The sequence below is a fragment of the Devosia sp. P3_B2 genome (genome assembly GCF_056402875.1).
Genome location: NZ_JBFUGO010000004.1, coordinates 1 through 19061, shown reverse-complemented (window position 1 = coordinate 19061; position 19061 = coordinate 1). Strand labels below are relative to the sequence as shown.

Genomic DNA, 19061 nt, shown 5'->3' with positions numbered 1-19061 from the left:
GACAGAGTGAACACGGCCCCGCGGGGCCTGTCGCCTGGGCTTTTGGATGGTCTCCGATCAGGCCGGGAGCCTCGCTGTTCCGGCTCAGCTGCCCAGTACCTTTTCGGGGGTCAAGTCGCGGCGCTGACCCCATTTCTGGTCAAGGTTGGGCCAGGGGATAGAGTCGACCAGCAACTGCGTATAGGCATGCTGCGGATCGCGGATCACGCTCTCGACGTCACCCTTCTCCACCACATCGCCGCGATACAGCACGGTGATCGAGTTGGCGACGTGATAGGCCGTGGTCAGGTCGTGCGTGATGTAGATGATCGTCACACCATGGTCGCGGTGCAGGTTTCTCAGCGACTCGAGGATGTTGGCGCGCAGCGAAGCGTCCACCATCGACACCGGCTCGTCGGCGATCAGCAGCCGGGGCTTCAGCAGCAGGGCGCGCGCAACGTTGATGCGTTGCCGCTGGCCGCCCGAGAGCTGGTGCGGGAAGCGGCCGAGCACGTCCTCAGGTCGAAGGCCCACGGTGTTGAGCGCCTCGTCCATCTTGGCTCGCGCATCGCGACCGGACTTGGCCAGCTTGAACTGCCTGATCGGCACGGTCAGCAGGTGATCGACGGTGTAGAACGGGTTGAACACCGCGAACGGGTCCTGGAACACCGCCTGCACTTCGCGCCGGTATGCCAGGCGTTCCTTGCCGCGCAGCGTGGTGATGTTCTTGCCGCGATAGAGGATTTCGCCGGTTGTTGGGGTGATGAAACCCAGCAGCAGCATAGCGAGGGTCGTCTTGCCGCTGCCCGACTCGCCGGCGACCGTCAGGATGGTCGGCTCATCTTCCTTCAGCGTCAGCGAGAACTCCTTCAACGCGACTTTGGCGTGCGAGCTCAGCAGGCCGCGCTGGTAGACCTTGGTGACGTTGCGGATTTCCAGAAGGTTGGCCACGGATCAGGTCTCCTCGTCATACAGATTGCAGGCGACGAGACGTCCTCCCGGAAGCACGTTTACCTTGGGTTTCTCCTTGCGGGAGCGATCGGATGCATAGGGGCAGCGCGGGTGGAAGGCGCAGCCGCTGGGCAGCCGGTGCAGTGACGGCGCAAGTCCCGGAATGCCCTGGAACTTGCCGCGGTTGTCGAGCGTGGGCAGGCTGGAAATCAGCGCCTGCGAGTAGGGGTGCTTGGGGTCGGTGAACATCTCGCGCACCGTCGCCACCTCGACAAGGCGGCCGGCATACATCACCGCGACCCGGTCCATGGTCTGGGCCATAAGGCCCATGTCGTGACCGATCAGGATGACGGCGGCGCCGATCTCGTCCTGCACCTTGTCGATGGTTTCCATCACCTGCCGCTGGGTGACTACGTCGAGCGCGCTGGTCGGCTCGTCGGCAATGATCACTTCGGGGCGCAGCAGGATGCCGATGGCGATGCAGACGCGCTGCTTCATGCCGCCCGACAGTTCGTGGGCGTACATGTGGAAGACGCCGGGATCGAGATCCACCGATTTCAGCGCCCAGACGCAGCGGTCGTTGATCGCCTGGCGGCTCTCACCGGACAGGTGGGACTTGATGGCGTCCACCATCTGCTCACCGATCCGGGTGACCGGATTGAGCGAGTTCATGGCGCCCTGCGGGATGTAGGCGATCTTCGAGAGGCGGGCTTTACGCATGCCTTCATCGTTCAGGGACTGGAGGTCTGTGCCGCCCACCCAGACGTGGCCGCCTTCGATCCGCCCGGGGGGCTTGATCATGCGCATCATGGCGAGGGCAAGCGTCGACTTGCCCGAGCCGGACTCGCCGACCATGCCCATCTTCGTGCCGGCCTCGAGAGTGAAGCTGACATTGTCGAGGGCGCGGGCCCGGCCGAGGTCGGTGTAGTAGGTGACGACGAGGTCTTCGACGCGCAGGATCGGGCTGGTCGCCGTAGCCGTGCCGCTGCGCCCCGCTACGGTTTCCGTGGTTGCAAGGTTCATAGTCATCACTCCGTCTTGCGCACGCGCGGATTGGCCAGTTCGTCGAGGCCCATGTTGATGAGGGCGAGCGAGCCAAGGATCAGGATCATCGCGACCGACGGGGCGATCGGCCACCACCACCAGCCGTTGAAGAAAGCGCCCTGCAGCTGGGCGGCCCAGATGATGTTGCCGAGCAGCGGCTCGCGCAGTGGGCCGAGGCCGAGCACGGCGAGGTAGAACGACGCGAACACGGCGGCAAACACCTGGCCGACGAAGGCCGCGGCGATGAATGGCAACAGGTTGGGCAGGATTTCCTTGAAGATGATGCCGACGTCGCTGACGCCAGAGAGCTTGGCGACGGATACGAACTGTCGCTCCTTCATGGTCAGCACCTGGGCTCGAATGACCAGCGTTGGTCCCATCCACGCAAGCATCACGACGATCAGCGCCATGGTGATGATGGTGACGTCGCGCTTGTCGAGCGAACCGGCCACTACCACCTGGATCAGCAGCACCGGGATAGGCGTGAGGATCTGGCAGATAGTACGGACGGTGGAGTCGATCCAGCCGCCGAAATAGGCCGAGGTGAAACCGAGGACGACGCCGATCAAGGTGCCGAGCCCGCCGGCAAGCACGCCGATGATGGCGGTTTGCCACATGCCGACGACCATTGCCGCGAACAGGTTACGGCCGAAGAAGTCAGTGCCGAACGGGTACTGCCAGCTGGGCGGCTTCTTGGTAGCCACTGAAAGCGGGTAAGCGTGCTTCGGGTTGATCACCATGAAGCCGATCACGGTGAACAGGATCAGGCCGAGCAGGATGAGCAGGCCTACGGCCAATCCCTTGTTCCGGCGCAGGTATCGCAGGAACAGGGTGAGCCCGTTGGGCTGCTCCATCGAGGTTTCTGCGGTCGCCGGCGAGGTTGCGGTAACGGTCGTCAATTTTCCGGTTCCTACTGGTTGCGCACGCGCGGGTCGAGCAGCGGATAGATGAACTCAAGCACTGCCATCAGCACCGCGATGGCGATGGTGATGAACAGCACGATCCCGTAGATGGTCGGGAAGTCGTTCGATTTGATCGCGTTTTGCAGCACTGTGCCGAGGCCGGGCAGGCCGAAGATGCCTTCCACGACAATGGCCGAGGTAACGACGGTGCCGAGCGCCAGTGCGAGGCCAGTGACCTGCGGCAGCAGGGTGTTGCGCAGATAGTAGTCGCGGAAGATGCGCCCGCCGGTCAGTCCTTTGTGCTCGGCGAAGTTGACGTAGTCCTCGCCCTGGATCGTTACACCCATGCCTCGCATCGACAGCACCCAGCCACCGACCGAGCCGAGGATAAGCGCGAGGCCTGGTAGCAACTGATGCTGGAGCAGGTCGAAGGCGAACGACCAGGACCAGTTCGGCACGACGCCGATCGAATAGGCGCCGCCCAGCGGCAGGAGCTTCAGACGGAAGCCGATGAAGAACAGCAGCAACACGCCCATGATGACCGGCGGCACGCCAGTGAGCAGCACGAACGGGGTGGCGATCGAGCGCAGCCAGTTGGGCGCCTTGGGCCAGGCCGAGACGGCGCCGAGCAGGTTGCCGATAATGAAACTGAGAATGGTGGTGACCAGCAGCAAGCCGAAGGTCCAGGGCAGGGCCTGGCTGATGATGTCGGTGACCGTTGCGGGATAGCGGTTCAGAGAGTAGCCGAAATCCATCCGGACGATGTTGCCGAGGTAGGTCCAGTACTGCTCAAGCAGCGGCTTATCGAGGCCGAACTGCTGGTTCATGTTGGCGATGAGCTTCTCGATATCGCCCGGCGAGAAACCGCCGGAACGCGCCAGTTCGGCGAACCGTTCGCGGATGGCGTTTCGCGGCGAGAGCCGAGGGATGAAGAACACGATCGTGGATGCGGCCCAGATGACCAGAACCAGGAAGGAGAGGCGCTTGGCAATCAGCTTGAAGTTCACTCGGTCAACTCCGGCACGGTGACGTTTGGAGGAGTGCGCGCGGACGCGCACTCCGATTTCGCTACGTGAGGTTACTGCGCGCCAGTCGGCTGCAGCGAGGCGATCACCAGCATGCCGGTGTGGGCCCAGAACGCGCCATTGGTGCCCATTGCGGGGTTCGCGGCGGTCGGCCAATTCTTCCAGTAGTGCTGGTTGTAGGCGATGCGGTGCAGCCACTGGATGATCGGAACGTCGATCTGGTCGCGCCAGTAGATGCCCAGAGCCTTGGCGGCGCCTTCCTGGAACTTCGGATCGTCGGACGACAGCGGAGCGATCGAGTCGAGGATCTCGTCGTATTCCGGGTTCTTGTAGCGCGAGAACCGGTTGTTGCCCGCCGAGGTGCCGATGGCCTCGCTGTACTTGCCGTGGAAGAGGTTCAGGGCCTCGAACGGGTCGAACAGGGATGCGCCGTGGCCGAACATGTAGAGGCCTTCCTTGCCGTCTGCCATGTTCTGGTAGGAGTCGGGGCCGAAGTTAATCGCGGCGTCGAAGCCAGCCGTGCGCAGCATCTCGACCAGGATCGGGACGATGTCGCTATGGATGCCTTCAAAGCCCTGGATCGTGGCGTTGACGGTCTTGCCGTCCTTCTCCCACAGCCCGTCGCCGTTCAGGGTGAACCCTGCTTCGGTCATGAGCTTGGCGCTCTCGTCGAGGTCGAACTTGCGCGGCTCATACTGAGCCTCGAGCGCCTTGACGGCGGGCGAGTCAGCAAAGGCCTGCAGGTTCGGGTAGAGCGGGAACGGATAGATCGTCGCGATCTGGGCGCCGTCGTACAGGATGTCGTTGATGACATCGCGGTTGATGGCACGGTTGATCGCGTGACGGACGCGCGGGTCGCTATACGGCTCGATCTGGGTGTTCATCCAGAGCGAGTTCGGCCACCAGTCGAGGTACCCGAACGGCGATTCCGAACCGGTGTGCGTGGTGATTTCCGGGTTCTGGGCAAGGATGTTGCCGATAACCGAGGAACGCATGTCGAGGGCGGAGTCGAACTCGTTGTTCACGACGCGCTGGGCGACGGTGTCCATCGAGACGCCGGTGATGTTGGCGATGATGACGCGCTTGACCGCCGGCTCGGCGATACGGCCGGCCTTCACGGCCCACCAGTCCGGACGGTAGTCGAAGATCTTCTGGTTGGCGTTCCACGCCTTCAGGTCATACGGACCCGAGTGCGGGATATCGATCGAGCCGGGTTCCATGTTCACGTCCGGCTTGGACGAGAGGTACGCGGCCGGGACGATCGGGATACCGGTATCGAACTTTTCGGTCAGCACTTCGAACTTGAAGCGCGGGGCCGGGGCCTTGAACTTCACCAGCACGGTCAGCGGATCGACCGCTTCGGTGGATTCGACGAACTGGGTGAAGTGGGCGTTGTAGGGCAGCTTGCTGTTGTTCAGCTGGCCGTCGAACGTGAACTTCACGTCCGCTGACGTCACCGGGGTGCCGTCGCTCCACTTGGCGTCCTTGTTGAGCTTGATCTCGAGCGCCGTGAAGGTGTCGTCGGTGTATTCCATGCTGTCGGCCAGCCACGGCACGTACTCGCCCTTGAAGATGGCGAAGTACATCAGCGGCTCCCACATGAAGGCATTGCCTTCCTGGTGGGTGTAGCCGGGCAGGGCCCAGGGGTTGGTGACGCCGATCGGCGACGACAGCGCAACGCCCCAGCCGAGAACGACGGTCTGGTTGCGCGGCACGTCGGCGAGCGGGGTCGCCGGAGCGATTTCCTTGGGCGCGGTTGCGGCAAGCGGGCTCTGAGCCATCGCTGCCAGCGGCGTCGCCATGACGCCGAGCGCCAGCAGTGCCGCTGTTACTATTCTACGTTTGACCATGTGACAGAGTCTCCCTTGACTGTCGACGAAAGCTGAACGTCGCCTTGAGGCGACAAATGTTTGAAATTGTGGGTCCCATTGACCCCGGTAACGCCCCACACCTCCCCAAGATAATCTTGTTATCCTGCGATCACTTCTCGGGAGGGACGGTTCAGCCTCGCCGCAGTTCTGGGGGCTGAAACCTCAGCGCCTTGATCTGCATGTATGCACGGCAGGGATCTCATGTTCGTCCGATCTCTGCTGAAGATCGAACCCGGGCCATACGAGCTTGGCTGTCTGTGCCGAGTCCCCATCGGAAACGGCACGTCATAGACCATCGATTGCCTGACTTTCGTCAGACAGCCGCTACGCTACACTGCGCTTTGCTTGTACCGCCCATCGGACAGTTCAGATCTTGCCCTGCGGCATGTGGCTTGGCGTCTCCCCCACCAAAGCGCGGTCACTCCCTCCAGAGCGGCCCGGCTATTTCTCCCGATATTCCCAAGCGTTAGACGCGAGAGTAGGTGGAGTCAACAGCTGGAATGGTAGTCGGAGCAGGCGCTTGGCGATAAATCCGGGTTCACAAATCGAACCGCTTTGAATGTACGGGGTTTTTTCGCCTTGGCAAGCTTGTGTACCAAACGACAGAAATAATGTGCGATCGCTCGGCGGGCCATGCATCGAGCGACGCGGTTCGACCATCGGGATGGGCGAAAGCGAAGCGGGCATGGAAGCATTGCCTCCACGCCCGCTCGAAACCCGTACACAAAGGCTGGGTCAGCCCTTGATGCCGGCCGACAGCATGATTGCCTCGGTGACCTTGCGTTGGAAGATCAGGTAGACGATCGCCACCGGCAGGCCGGCGAGGATGGCGCTGCCGAGGTCGCGGGCATACTTGACGCCAAAGGCATCGGTGACCTGGGTGATGCCGACCGTCACGTTCATCATCTTCTCATCGGTGACGGCGAGGAACGGCCACAGGAACTGGTTCCAGGCGCCGATAAAGGTGATGATCGCCAGCGCGGTCGTGATGCCCCAGTTCATCGGCAGATAGAGCTTGAAGAACATCTGGAATTCGTTGGCGTTGTCGATCTTGGCCGCCTCGCGCAGCTCTTTGGGCACCGAGTCGAAGAACTGCTTGTAGATGATGACAGTCACCGGCCCGTAGACCAGCTGCGGCAGGATCACGCCGAGCCAGGTGTTGAACAGCTTGAATTGGCTGATCAGCACGAAGTGGTTCACGATAAGCGCCGGGATGGGGATCATGAAGCTGGCCAGGATGATCCACCACAGGATGCGGCGGCCCGGGAACTTCAGCTGGCTGATGGCATAGCCAGCGAGCGCCGACATCATCACCACGAGTACCGTCACCGATACGGCGGTGACCAGCGAGTTGATGTACCAGGTGCCGATCTTTGTGTTGAACAGCACGTGCGTATAGGCGTCGAGCGTGAAGCGCTTGGGCCAGAGCTCGATGCCCGGCTGCACGATGTCATTTTCGACCTTCAGCGTCGTGATCACCGCCCAGTAGAGCGGGAAGGCCCAGAATATGGCGCCGAGCACCGTGATGATCGTGGCAACTAATCCGAGGATGTCCATCGTCCTGATGATGCGCCGCTTGCGCGGGCTCATGCCGGCGATTTCGCCGGCGGCCGGGGTCGCGACGGAGCTCATTTCTCACCTCGGGCACGGAGCATTTGGAACTGCAGCACGGAGAAGACGACGATGATGAGGAACAAGACCACCGCGACGGTGGCACCGTAGCCGCCGTTGTTCTTCTGGAAGGCGCTGCGATAGATCAGCTGCACCAGGCCCATGGTGGCGTCCGAACGGCCGCCATTGCCGAACAGATAGACCTGGTCGAAGATCTTGAACTGGGCGATCAACTGGATGGTTAGCACCAGCACGGTGACCGGCCAGATGAGCGGCCAGGTGATGCGGGTGAACTGGCGCCATTTCGAGGTGCCGTCGAGCGCGGCCGCCTCGTAAATCTCAGGCGAGATGTTCCGCAACCCGGCAATGAACAGCAGGATGTTGAAGCCGATGGTCCACCACACGGTGATGAATGCGACCGTCGGCATGAACAGCGGCAACGTGCGGAACACCGGCACGTTCTCGCCGACGAACAGCGCGATCAGCGGCTGCAGGACGCCGAACTGGCTATCAAACATCCAACCCCAGACGCGGAACACCACCGAGACCGGCAGGATGTAGGGGATGAAGAAGCAGGCGAGGATCACCGACTGCATCCAGCCCTTGAGCCTGTTGACGCCGACGGCGATTGCCAGGGCGGTGAGGGTCGCGGGAATGACCGTGAGGGTCACGAAATAGACCGTGTTCCAGAAGGCCACGCCGAACAGCTTGTCCTTGAACAGCTTGGCGTAGTTGTCGAAGCCGATGAAGGTGCCCGGCCCGATCAGGGGCGCCTTCTGGAAGCTGAGCCAGATCATCTGCAGCGTGGGGTAGATGAACAGCACGGCGTAGACGATGACGAAGGGCAGAACGAAGATCAGTGCCGCCAGCACCTCGGAGCGGTTGAAGCGTTTCTTGCGCGCAGGCAGCGGTATTGCGGCTTCGGTGGCGGCATCGGCTGACATTGGTTCTGGCCTCCCTGCCAGTCATAAGAAGTCCGGCCGGCGCCCGGGAGAGCGCCGGCCGGGTCGGAATTACTCCACCTGACCCTGCAGATCGTCGCGCATCTGTTCCATGGCGGACTGCGGATCGATCTCGCCGTTGACGGCGGGCATCAGGTAGTTGCCGGCAGCGTCGTAGACCGGGGAGGCCACGCCTGCGAGCACCGACGACGGATCGAACACGGCAGTGTCGGCCAGGATCGAGTAGGTCGCGTTCGGCTGCTTGGTCTTGAACTCTTCGCTGTTGCGGACCGGCGAGTAGGCCGGGATGTGGCCGGCGTCGGCCCAGGCGAGGGAGTTCTTGTTCATCCAGGCGATGACCTGCATGACGGCGGCGCGCTTCTCGGGCGAGACTTCATTGCCGACGCGATTGGGAATGGCGAAGGCGTGGGAGTCAGCCCAGGTAGCCGGGTGATCGAAGAAGGTGGGGAGCGCGATGGCGCCCCAGTCGAACAGTTCGCCCTTGGCCGCGAGATCGGTCATGGTCGGGACTTCCCACACACCATTGATGTGCATGGCCGCCTTGCCGCCGGTGAACAGCGCGATCGAAGCGGGGTATTCGGTGGCGGCCGGCGCGAGACCGTCCTTCACCCAGTCGGCAACCACGGTGGTGGCCTTCACGGCCTTGTCGAGGTTGTCGCCCGACAGGAACTGGCCCTGGTCGTCGAGGAACTTGCCATCCTGCTGGCCGAGCAGCGAGTAGAAAATGCGCCACTGGCTATCGCCGGCAGCCGAGTGGATCGACACGCCGTACTCGGCGCCGCCGTCCTTGAGCTTCTGCAGCGCTGCCTTGAAGTTGTCGACGCCGTCGAGGCCCTTGGGCAGGCCGTCATCGCCGAGCAGGCCCGCGGCCTTCAGCATGTCCTTGTTGTAGTAGAGGACAATCGAATGGATATCGAACGGGATGGCGTACTGCTTGCCATCAACCTGGGCGGCCTTCCAGTTCGATTCCGCGTAGTCCGAGCCCGAAAGACCAGCTGCCGCGATCTCGTCCGGGGTGATTTCGCTGAGCGCACCCGAGGACACGCCGAGCGGCAGGCGCGACAGGTGATAGGTCATCACGTCGGGACCTTCGCCGATGGCGGCCGAGGTCTGGACCTTGGTGTAGAAGGGGGTGCCCCACTCGAGGGTCGTGCCCTGGATTTCGATCTTGCCGGCGTTCTCGGCGTTGAACTTCTCGATCAGCGCCTTCATGCGGACGCCGTCGCCGCCGCCGAGGAAGTCCCACCAGGTGACGACTTCCTGAGCCTGCGCGACGCCCGGCACCAGCAGGGCCGTCGACAGCAGTGCCATCTTCAAAAACGACTTCATAATTACATTTCCTCCCATCGGGTTAGCTCCATGCGTAGTCATGGCGTGGATCGGTGCGGACCGGTCCTGTCCCGTGGCCAGACGCATTGAGCAGTGGCGACCGTTCGGGACATTATTGCTGACCTATCTGATGATATGGATCAGGAATTCAGGTTCGGAAGGGCGTGTTTTCCCCTCGGCGGGTTGCTCCTAGCCGGCCGCGCTGTAGGCGACGTCGCGGGCGTCGAACAGGTGAGCCGCAGAGCCGTCGAAACTAAGCTTCAACTGATCGCCGACATTGAGCTTGGAGATCCCCTCGTCCTCGGCGATCACGACTGAATTGTCCGCCAGCCGTACGTAGGCGAGGGTGCGTTCGCCGAGCCGCTCGATCACATCGGATTTGCCCGACACGGCACCCTCTGAGGTCACCCGCACAGACTCCGGACGGATGCCCAGGGTGAGCTGGCCGTCATTGGGCAACCGCGCGGTGGCAATGTTGGTCTGGATCTCGGAGTTGTCGGGGAGCTTCACCAGCGCCTTGCCGTCGCGATCCGAGATCTGCTGCACCGGCAGGAAGTTCATCGAGGGTGAGCCGACGAACGCGGCGACGAAGCGCGAGGCCGGCCGGGTGTAGATCTCCATCGGCGTGCCGATCTGCTCGATCTTGCGATTGTTCATCACCACGATGCGGTCGGCCAAGGTCATGGCTTCGATCTGGTCGTGCGTCACGAAGATCATGGTGGTCTTCATGCGTTGATGCAGTTGAGCAAATTCGATGCGGGTGCGGGCGCGGAGGCCCGCGTCGAGGTTCGAGAGCGGTTCGTCGAACAGGAAGGCCTTGGGCTCGCGCACGATGGCGCGGCCGATGGCGACGCGCTGGCGCTGGCCGCCGGAGAGCTGGCCGGGCTTGCGGTCGATCAGGTGCTCGAGCTCGAGGGTCTTTGCCGCGGCAGCGACGCGCCTGGCGATTTCTTCCTTGGGCGTGCGGATGTTCTGCAGGCCGAAGGACATGTTGTCGCGCACCGTCATGTGCGGGTAGAGCGCGTAGTTCTGGAACACCATGGCGACGCCGCGCTCAGCGGGCGGCAGCTCGTCGACGCGCTTGTCGCCGATGTGGATTTCGCCGCCGTCGATATCCTCGAGGCCCGCGATCATCCGCAGCAGCGTGGACTTGCCGCAGCCCGAAGGGCCAAGGAAGACCATGAACTCACCGGACTCGATGGTCATCGAGACGTTCTCGATGACGCGCACCTGTCCGAAGTGCTTGCTGACGTTTACGAGCGTGATATCGGCCAAGTCGTGTTCCTCCCGGGTCGTCTCCGGCCCGCGTGTCCCTTGGGGATCTCACGAGCCGGCGCTGATGCTATTGCGGCTGACAATATTGTCAATCCTGTATCAAAAGAAAGTGGAAAATTGTGCTTTAGTTACAGCTAGTTAGAGATCGACATGCATGCCGTGTGGCGTGTTTCCCATGTTTCCTACCCGAAAAGCTGATTCAGTTTCTGATCAGTCGATCTCCAGATTTGCCGTCGTGGTGACAAGGCCGTCGAATAGTGCCGCAGCCACCGGATCTGTGCCCGGCGTGTCGTTGGTGAGGCGGAACGTGGTGACCACGAGCCCGCCCCTGCCGACCCGGCGGCGGGCAATGGTCGCGGCCGGCTTGTTGATCCAGCCGATGACCACGCCAGCATCGATCAGCCCCTCGTATTCCCACGAGCGGAAGCCGGTCAGCACGTGGTGCGGCACGACGCGATCGAACGACACATCGAGCAGCGGACCGCCGGGCAGGGCGGCGAAAGCGCCGGTGCGCTTGATCCACGAGAAGTTGGCGATCCAGTCGCCGCGCCACAGCGTGCCGTCGCGGAGAACCAGCCCGATGTTGGGGAGTTGGGTTTCCGAGCCGAGATGACGTGTCCGCTCCTTGCTCGCCGGCATGGTCGGCGGCTCGGCGCGGGGCGGGTCGGTGCGGAGGTTGCGGTGGGTGTCGACCGAACCATCGGCGAGGACGAGATAGCGGGCGCCTTGGCGCATGGCCTCGATGTCCTCCTCGCCCAGGGCATGGGTGAGCACCAAGTCGGCCGAGGCCGCATCCGAACTCACCGTGTATCCGAGGCCCTTGGCGAAAGCCGCGAGTTCGGGGTCGGCCGGGGCGATCTTTGCCGGACCGGCCGCGCGCTTGGCATAGACCGAGACCTGGATCTCGTTCTTTGCCAGCAGCTGGCTGCCGGCTTCGAGCTTCAGCGCGATGGTTGCGACACGGGCGTCACCGCCAAGCGTGATCGCGGTGGTGCCGAGGTCGGCGACCGCCAGCCCTTCAGTCGCGGGGACGCCCAGCTTGCCGCCCGCACCGTCGACCGACCAGGTCAGCGTCGCGCCAGATGGTACCGCCTTGCCGCCGGTCGCGACCTTGAGGCTCAGCGAGATACTGCCGCCCGAGGTGACCGCGTGATGAGCTAGCTGCGGCACGATCACCGTGTCGTTGTTGATCTCGGCGAAGCGGTCGTGGAAAGCGCGCGGGTTGCGGTTGATGTCGAGCAGGCCGTTGGCCTCCCAATGCACGTCGGTCATCTCGGTGATGACGTAGCCCTGAATCGGCGCGTGAGCGCGCATCGACTCGATCTCGTATTTGAGATTGGCGAACTGGTACCACTGCACGTCGGTGATGAAGTCGCCGAAGCTGCCGAACACCTTGTCGAGATGGTAGGTGGCGAAGCGGTTCTGGATGCCGTGCGGATAGGCCGCGCCGTCACCCCAGTTGCCGCCGGTCTCGGCCCACCATGGCTCGTCACCGGCGGGAGTCTTCACCTGGTCCGGGTGGGGCAGACCCCACACGCCGAACTCGGAGACCACCAGCGGCTCGTCGCCGCGGCGCTCGCCGTCGCCATACGGCGTCCAGGTCCAGTCGGCAGCGCCGGCGAACTCCTCGGTCAGCTTCTCCCACTCGGCGCGGCGCTCGGGGACCGAGCGGTAGTAGTGGTAGTCGTTGATGTCGGTCTTGACGTGGAAGTTCGGGATGCAGGCCGAATTGTCGACGACGAGGCGGCGCGGATCCCTGGCTTTCAGCCAGTCATAGGTGTCCTTGAGCCACTGGCGGTGATCGGCGTTCTCGATCAGCCGGGTGCCCCAGTCCTCGTTGATGATGGTCCAGGCGATGATCGAGGGATGATTGCCGTCGCGCTCGATGATGCCGGCCAGGGTGTCGCGCATGCGCTGCGCGGCGGCGGCGCTGAAGTACTGGACATTGGGGACTTCGGTCCAGATCAGCACGCCGAGCCGGTCGGCGACTTCGTAGTAGCGCGGGTCCGGCACCTTGATGTGGACGCGCAGCAGGTTGAGGCCGAGATGCTTGGCCTTCTTGAGCTGGTCCTCGAGGAATTCGAGCGAGGGCGGGGTGCAGATACCGTCCGGATAGTAGTCCTGGTCGAGCGCGCCACGCAGGTAGAGCGGCTGGCCGTTGAGGAAGAACTTGCCGTCGCGGGTCTCGATCTTGCGGAAGCCGAAGCTGTGCGAGGTGGTGTCGACCACTTCGCCGCCGGCGATCAGTTCAAGCTTGAGCGAATGGAGGTTCGGCTTCTCGGTCGACCAGAGGGCGGGCGAGGCGAGCTTCAGCTTCAGCGTTGTGCCGGTGGTCTCGGCGGAAACGCTGCCAACCGTGGCGCGAACCGTTGCACCGGCCGCGGCGGCCGAGAGGGTCAGCGCCAGCGCGACTTCGCCGCTATCGGGGTTGGCGTCGATCGCCACGTGCGAGACGTGCCGCTTGTCGCGCGCCAGCAGTTTCACCGACTGCCAGATGCCGCCGAGCGGGCCGTACCAGCTCTGCTTGCCGTGCGGGATCTCGCCGAACGGGTAGTCGGGATAGGCCTCGGCGTCGCCGCTCGGCAGTGTGACGTGCACTTCGAGGGCGCTTTCCGCCGGCGTGCCGGCCGGGATCACGAACTCGAAGGGCAGGTAACCGCCCTCATGCGTGCCGAGGACACGGCCATTGAGGCGGACTTCCGAGAAGTAGTTTACGGCGCCGAAGCGGACGGCGATCTCGCGGCCGTGCCAGGCGGCCGGGATGGACAGCTGGCGGGCGTAGATCGCCTTGCCGGTGGAGTGGCGGAGGTCGGCGAATTCGGCCTGCCAGGGGCCGGGGACCGTCGCATTGCGCCAGTCGCCATGGCCATCGAGCCGGAAGCGCCACGCGCCGTCGAGTGAGATCTCCTCGCGTGCGTTTGCACCAGCCCTGGTGGCCGTAGTCTCGCCGATCATGCAGTCCTCCCAGATAATATTATTAGCAGTTTTGCTATGGCTAGCGGCTTTCAGCCTGTCTGGCAAGCGTTCCGGTTGCTAATGAGTTTAGCAACCGAGTTGCACACAGGGCGCGCGGCCTGATAATGCTGCGCTTTGAACACGTTGGGGGAAGCGGTGGCGAAGCGGCCGACCATGATCGAGATCGGTGAGCGGGCGGGGGTCTCGCAGGCCACGGTTTCGCTTGTGCTGAACCGGGTGCCGAATGCGCGTGTGGCAGACGCGACGCGCGCTCGGGTCATCGAAGCGGCCGAGGCGCTGGGCTATCGCAAGGGACCGCAGCACCACGTGCCCGAGAACAAGACGCGGGTCATCGGGCTGCTTCTCGACGAGGTCACCACCACGCCGTTCGCGACGCCGTTCATCGAGGGCGCCCGGGAGGAAGCGGCGCTGCAGGACGTGGTGGTCGCCACCTTCTCGACCCGCGCCGACCCCAAGCTCGAGACGCTGGCGCTCGATATGCTGCTGAGCAACCAGATCATCGGCGTGCTCTACGCCAGCCTCGTCACCCGGGAGGTTGAGGTGCCCGAGCGGCTACGCGACGTGCCGACCGTGCTGCTCAACTGCTACGACAAGAAGCGCTATTACCCGTCGGTGGTGCCGGCCGACGTCACCGGCGGCTATGCTGCCACGGAGGCGCTGCTGAAGGCCGGTCATCGCCGTATCGCCCATCTCGCCGGCGAAAGCTGGATCGAGGCTGCCGATGACCGCGAGCGCGGCTATCGCCAGGCGCTGGCCTCGTGGGATGTGCCGGTCGACGAGGACCTGATCATGCGCGGCGGCTGGACCATCCATGGCGGTCGCGACCTGACAGCGCGGCTGCTCGACATGCCCAATCCGCCCACCGCGATCTTCGCCTTTAACGACCGCATGGCGGTCGGCGCCTATGATGCGTTGCGCGTCCGCGGGCTACGTGTTCCGGACGACATGTCGATCGTCGGCTTCGACGACGAGGACACCAGCGTCTACATGGACCCGCCGCTGTCGACGGTGGTGCTGCCGCACGAGGAAATGGCGCGCTGGGCCGTAGGCACGCTGCTCGACGAGCAATTGCCCGCTGCGTCGCCGCGACGGGTGAAGATCGAGTGCCCGCTGATCAGCCGCGGCTCTATCGGGCCGGTGCCGGTTCGGGCTGCTGCCGAGTAGCTCGCCGCAGGGTCTCCCAGGCGTACCAGCCTGCCGATAGCACAACGACCACCGCCAGCGTCACCAAGGCAGCGATCAGCGTCGAGCGGACCGGTTTGCCCATGAAGTAGCGGGTGGCGAAGAAGGCGATGTTCGACAGCACCAGGAAGCTCAGCACGTGCCGGCCCGGCGTCAGCAGGGCAGCGGCGATGTTGACCCGCGACGCGATCAGCCGACAGAGCGCGAGGTAGGCGAGGAGGATCGCTGCCGGGCCGCCGATCCACAGGATCGTTGGCGGGAAACGGTTGGGGAACTGCCCGGTCTGGATCGTCACCCAGTAAAGGTAGCCGGTGATCGCCAGCGCCGGCACGAAGTGCCAGGCCCGCACCGGGTGGCTGCCGTACCAGATGCCGAGCAGGAACCACGGCAAGTAGGGCAGCAGCGGGAAATTGGCGAAGCCGGTGTGGCCGACGACGGTCGGCAGCAGCGGGAAGATCGCGCCGGTGGTCACGAACGTGGTCGCGAGGCACGCCATCGTCGCCACCAGCAGCAGCCACGGGGTGCGGCCGATCGCCAACAGGGCAGGGCGGGCGACCAGCGTCAGCAGCGACAGCACGAAGAACGTCGCGAGGAACTCGCTCCAGCCGAACAGCCGCTGCATGGTGACGACGTCGATGATCAGCTGCACGTCGAGGTGCTTGCGATCGACCAGCAGCGCGAAGGCGAACGACGAGGCACAGACCGCCAGCAGCAACAGCAGCGGCGGACGGAGCCGCGACCACAGGCTGCGGTGCCGTCCTTCCGGCTTGGGCAGACCGAGCCCGATGCCGAAGGCGAAGAGGAAGCCCGAGAACGTCACGAGGTTGAAGTACTCGGCGAAGATCGCCGCCTCGGGCTTGGCCCGGAAGGTAATGAGCTGGATGACGTGGGCGCCGATCATGCCCACGACCAGCAGGGTCTTCAGCAGGTCGAGGTCGGCGGCGCGGTTATTCGGGGAGGGCATCGAGTTCGGGCCAACCGTCTGGGGTCCATCGGAGCGGCGAGAGCTGGAGCTTGGACACTCCGAAGTCGTCGCCGTCGTAATAGTGGTAGGCGAGCATTTCGCCCTTTGACGTCACGATCGCTTCCTGTCCGCCGGGGCCGATGAAGCGGCCGGTCTTGCCCTGAAGCAGCGTGCCGCCGCCTTGGAGCATCGGCTTGCCGTCGCGATCGAGATACGGACCGGTCACCGCGTCGGCGCGCCCGACGCGCATGTTGTAGGTGCTGCTGACGCCCTTGCAGCATTGGTCGAACGAGACGAACAGGTAGAACCGGCCCCCGTGCTCGAGGATGCTGTTCGCCTCGATGCCGGCGCCTTGCCGCGAGGCGAGGTCGTAGGTCGGGGTGTCGTCGGCGAGGAGCTTGCCGGTTGCCGGATCCAGTTCGCGCATCTTGATGCCGTCCCAGAACGAGCCGAAGGCGAGGAAGGCGCGGCCGTCTGCGAGGTCGATGCGCCAGGGGTCGATGGCGTTCCAGTTGTCCTTGCCGTTGGACTTCAGCACGAGGCCCTGATCCTCCCAGCCTTCGCCGGGCTGTTGGGGGTCGAGCGCGGCGTTGGTCATCAGGCCGATGGCGCTGGTGTTGATGCCGAAGGAGGACACCGAGTAGTAGAGGTTCCAGGTGTCGCCGTGCTTGCTGACCGACGGGGCCCAGATGTTGGGCGACTGGTAGCCGAGTTCTTTCCGCTCCCACTTCGGAACGCCCTTGCCGATCGAGCCGGCATCGGTCCAGGCGATGCCGTCCGGCGAGGTCTTGGCGCGGATGGCGCCTCGATAGATGCCGCCTTCCTGCCCGGTCTGGAAGGCGACGAACTTACCGTCGACCTCGATGACGCTGGGGTCATGGATCTTCACGTCGCCGGTGAGCGTCGGCTGCAGTTCTTGCGCCAAGACTCCGGCGGCCAGCACGGGGGTGGCGGCGAGGCTCAGCGCAAGCGCGGCCACCGCAATCGATCGAAACATCGCACTCCTCCGACGCGATGAAAGGGGGGCAGGCATCCGACGGATCGACTGCCTGTGTCAACCGATCACGCAATCGGGATCACGTAGGTAACGCGATCTTAATTTCGTTGCGGAGAATGGATGGAAACCGTCGGCTATCTGTGCCGGCAGACCGGCCCAGCGTTATTCCGGGTCGCCCTCTTGTGCAGAGGCGCTTTCATGTACCGCGTAAACAAGCCGATCGAATTCTCTGTTTCCCGTCGCAGTTTCGGTATCGGCGCTGCCGCGCTGATCGCTTCGTCGGCGTTCACGCCGGCCTTTGCCAGCGTTGATGGCTTTGTCGACGGCGTGTGGCGACGGGCCAAGGCGCGGGGCGTTTCGAAGCACGTGTTCGACGTCGCGATGGGCGATTTCAAGCCGATCGGCTCGGTGCTTGAGCTTAGCCAGAAGCAGCCGGAATTCGTCTCCACCGCGGCAGACTATGTCGGCAAGCGCGTCACCGACGCGCGGATCGGTACCGGCCACGATATGCGCGGCGAGTGGGCCAAAACGCTTGCGGCGGTCAGCGAGCGCTACGGGGTGCAGGGCGAGATCATCCTCGCCATCTGGGGCATCGAGACTAATTTCGGCGGATTCCTGGGCGGCACCAACACGGTGCACGCGTTGGCTACGCTCGACTATGGCGGCTACCGCTCCGATTATTTCGGCGGTGAACTGATCACAGCGCTCGAAATCCTCGAGGGCGGGCATGTGCGCGCCAAGGACATGGTCGGTTCGTGGGCCGGCGCCATGGGCCTGCCGCAGTTCATGCCGTCGAGCTTCATGAAGTACGCGGTCGACTTCAAGGGCGATGGCCACAAGGACATCTGGGGCTCGGTGCCAGACGCGCAGGCGTCGATCGCAAACTACTTGAAGTCGTTTGGCTGGCGTCCAGGTGAAACCTGGGGTTACGAGGTAAAGCTCGCGCGAGACTTTAATTACCAGAATGTCTGGCAGGGGATCACCGCGACACTGGGCGACTGGCGCGGCGTCGGCGTCTCCCGCGCCAACGGCAAACCGTTCCCGCGCGACAGCGACACGGCCAAGCTCTACATGCCGATGGGTGGCAATGGCCCGGTATTTGCCGTGCTGCCGAACTTCGGCGTCATCAAGCGCTACAACAACTCGGACAGCTATGCCCTTGCAGTCGGACACCTGGCCGACCGTATCATCGGCAGCAAGGGGTTTATGACGCCGTGGCCGAACGACACCGCGCTCAACGCCGACGGTCGCAAGCAGGTGCAGGCGAAGCTGCTCAAGAAGGGCTACGAGATCGGTAAGCCCGATGGCGAGATCGGCCCCAAGACGCGCGCCGCGGTGATCGACTGGCAGACGCGCGCCGGCCTGCTGCCGGATGGGCACGTGTCGGGCAATTTGCTGAACGCACTGAGCTAGGACTTAACGCACATCCGGTGGGGGCTGACCCCCACCCCTGTCCCCTCCCCACAAGGGGGACGGAGACCCTTTCACCGGCGTCGATACGATCGTCTCCCTCCCCAGGTGACACCGTGGTGGGGATGGCGCGAGGCAAGCTGATGCATCCGACAGCCCGTGGGCTTCGGAGGTTTCAAAGAGCCGTTCCCGGTAGGGAACGAAGCGGGACCGGCGAGGCGTTTGCCCCGTAGCGGTAGTCCGCGAATGAAAGAGGCTCACGCCTCGCCGGCCGGCCGGGGTTTTGGGCCTATGCCACCAGTGCCGGGGCGCATCCCCTGCCGCATCGCAAGAACGATGGCAGCTCAGTCGGCGGCCGGAGTGCCAGCACCGCGTTTCCTTGCTCCCGCCCGGCTCATGCGTGCCAGGCTTCGTTCCTTGGGCCACTCCGCATCGAGCGACCCTCGCGTGATAGCGGCTTGACCGGCGAACCGGTCCTTGCCGTGATGGTTTCCGCCTGAACTGCAGCGACCCGCAGCCCACCCGGTCTCCTCCGCACCAACCACTCGTCATGATCTCGCTTCGGTGCAGCGGATGCAGCGGA

At 63.9% G+C, this 19061-nt stretch carries 14 protein-coding genes; 2 read left to right on the top strand and 12 right to left on the bottom strand.

Annotation, left to right across the window (positions count from 1 at the left end):
- Positions 1 to 84: 84 nt before the first annotated feature.
- From AC1DV8_RS07350 to AC1DV8_RS07305, 10 genes are all read right to left on the bottom strand, one after another.
- Complete coding sequence (locus AC1DV8_RS07350) at positions 85 to 930, bottom strand: ABC transporter ATP-binding protein (protein WP_477157002.1); 846 nt, start codon at positions 928 to 930, stop codon at positions 85 to 87.
- A 3-nt stretch (positions 931 to 933) separates the two neighbouring features.
- Positions 934 to 1953: an ABC transporter ATP-binding protein gene (locus AC1DV8_RS07345; protein WP_477157001.1), complete on the bottom strand. Its 1020-nt coding sequence runs from the start codon at positions 1951 to 1953 to the stop codon at positions 934 to 936.
- A 5-nt stretch (positions 1954 to 1958) separates the two neighbouring features.
- Complete coding sequence (locus AC1DV8_RS07340) at positions 1959 to 2873, bottom strand: ABC transporter permease (RefSeq protein ID WP_477152083.1); 915 nt, start codon at positions 2871 to 2873, stop codon at positions 1959 to 1961.
- Positions 2874 to 2884: 11 nt separating this feature from the next.
- Positions 2885 to 3883: an ABC transporter permease gene (locus AC1DV8_RS07335; RefSeq protein ID WP_477152084.1), complete on the bottom strand. Its 999-nt coding sequence runs from the start codon at positions 3881 to 3883 to the stop codon at positions 2885 to 2887.
- A 71-nt stretch (positions 3884 to 3954) separates the two neighbouring features.
- Complete coding sequence (locus AC1DV8_RS07330; protein ID WP_477152085.1) at positions 3955 to 5751, bottom strand: ABC transporter substrate-binding protein; 1797 nt, start codon at positions 5749 to 5751, stop codon at positions 3955 to 3957.
- Between the two features lie 756 nt (positions 5752 to 6507).
- Positions 6508 to 7338 (bottom strand): carbohydrate ABC transporter permease, encoded by an 831-nt coding sequence (locus AC1DV8_RS07325; RefSeq protein ID WP_477152097.1) that lies wholly within the window; start codon positions 7336 to 7338, stop codon positions 6508 to 6510.
- A 62-nt stretch (positions 7339 to 7400) separates the two neighbouring features.
- Positions 7401 to 8327 (bottom strand): carbohydrate ABC transporter permease, encoded by a 927-nt coding sequence (locus AC1DV8_RS07320; RefSeq protein ID WP_477157000.1) that lies wholly within the window; start codon positions 8325 to 8327, stop codon positions 7401 to 7403.
- A 69-nt stretch (positions 8328 to 8396) separates the two neighbouring features.
- Positions 8397 to 9674 carry an ABC transporter substrate-binding protein gene (locus AC1DV8_RS07315; RefSeq protein ID WP_477152087.1) on the bottom strand — a complete coding sequence of 426 codons (1278 nt, stop codon included), beginning with the start codon at positions 9672 to 9674 and terminating at the stop codon, positions 8397 to 8399.
- A gap of 189 nt (positions 9675 to 9863) precedes the next feature.
- Positions 9864 to 10949: an ABC transporter ATP-binding protein gene (locus AC1DV8_RS07310; protein ID WP_477156999.1), complete on the bottom strand. Its 1086-nt coding sequence runs from the start codon at positions 10947 to 10949 to the stop codon at positions 9864 to 9866.
- A gap of 210 nt (positions 10950 to 11159) precedes the next feature.
- Positions 11160 to 13904, bottom strand: a complete 2745-nt coding sequence (locus AC1DV8_RS07305; RefSeq protein WP_477156998.1) for a glycoside hydrolase family 2 protein — start codon at positions 13902 to 13904, stop codon at positions 11160 to 11162.
- 156 nt (positions 13905 to 14060) lie between these two features.
- Between AC1DV8_RS07305 and AC1DV8_RS07300 the strand changes: the two genes are divergently transcribed.
- Positions 14061 to 15089, top strand: a complete 1029-nt coding sequence (locus AC1DV8_RS07300) for a LacI family DNA-binding transcriptional regulator (RefSeq protein ID WP_477156997.1) — start codon at positions 14061 to 14063, stop codon at positions 15087 to 15089.
- On the opposite strand, the gene AC1DV8_RS07295 is transcribed toward AC1DV8_RS07300, so the two are convergent.
- Together AC1DV8_RS07295 and AC1DV8_RS07290 are read right to left on the bottom strand one after the other, a co-directional pair.
- Positions 15052 to 16071 (bottom strand): hypothetical protein, encoded by a 1020-nt coding sequence (locus AC1DV8_RS07295; protein WP_477156996.1) that lies wholly within the window; start codon positions 16069 to 16071, stop codon positions 15052 to 15054. The genes AC1DV8_RS07300 and AC1DV8_RS07295 overlap by 38 nt on opposite strands.
- Positions 16055 to 17068, bottom strand: coding sequence for an arabinan endo-1,5-alpha-L-arabinosidase (locus AC1DV8_RS07290; RefSeq protein WP_477156995.1), 1014 nt, complete (start codon positions 17066 to 17068; stop codon positions 16055 to 16057). The genes AC1DV8_RS07295 and AC1DV8_RS07290 overlap by 17 nt, the downstream gene beginning before the upstream one ends.
- Before the next feature lie 198 nt (positions 17069 to 17266).
- Here AC1DV8_RS07290 and AC1DV8_RS07285 point away from each other — a divergent pair, with 198 nt between their 5' ends.
- On the top strand, positions 17267 to 18481 hold the full coding sequence (locus AC1DV8_RS07285) for a lytic murein transglycosylase (RefSeq protein ID WP_477156994.1): 1215 nt from the start codon (positions 17267 to 17269) through the stop codon (positions 18479 to 18481).
- The last annotated feature ends 580 nt before the right edge of the window (positions 18482 to 19061 follow it).

Bases quoted from the DNA above. Each gene is read 5' to 3' on its own strand.
- AC1DV8_RS07345 (WP_477157001.1), bottom strand. From the start codon at position 1,953: ATGAACCTTGCAACCACGGAAACCGTAGCGGGGCGCAGCGGCACGGCT.
- AC1DV8_RS07330 (WP_477152085.1), bottom strand. From the start codon at position 5,751: ATGGTCAAACGTAGAATAGTAACAGCGGCACTGCTGGCGCTCGGCGTC.
- AC1DV8_RS07320 (WP_477157000.1), bottom strand. From the start codon at position 8,327: ATGTCAGCCGATGCCGCCACCGAAGCCGCAATACCGCTGCCTGCGCGC.
- AC1DV8_RS07315 (WP_477152087.1), bottom strand. From the start codon at position 9,674: ATGAAGTCGTTTTTGAAGATGGCACTGCTGTCGACGGCCCTGCTGGTG.
- AC1DV8_RS07305 (WP_477156998.1), bottom strand. From the start codon at position 13,904: ATGATCGGCGAGACTACGGCCACCAGGGCTGGTGCAAACGCACGCGAG.
- AC1DV8_RS07295 (WP_477156996.1), bottom strand. From the start codon at position 16,071: ATGCCCTCCCCGAATAACCGCGCCGCCGACCTCGACCTGCTGAAGACC.
- AC1DV8_RS07290 (WP_477156995.1), bottom strand. From the start codon at position 17,068: ATGTTTCGATCGATTGCGGTGGCCGCGCTTGCGCTGAGCCTCGCCGCC.
- AC1DV8_RS07285 (WP_477156994.1), top strand. From the start codon at position 17,267: ATGTACCGCGTAAACAAGCCGATCGAATTCTCTGTTTCCCGTCGCAGT.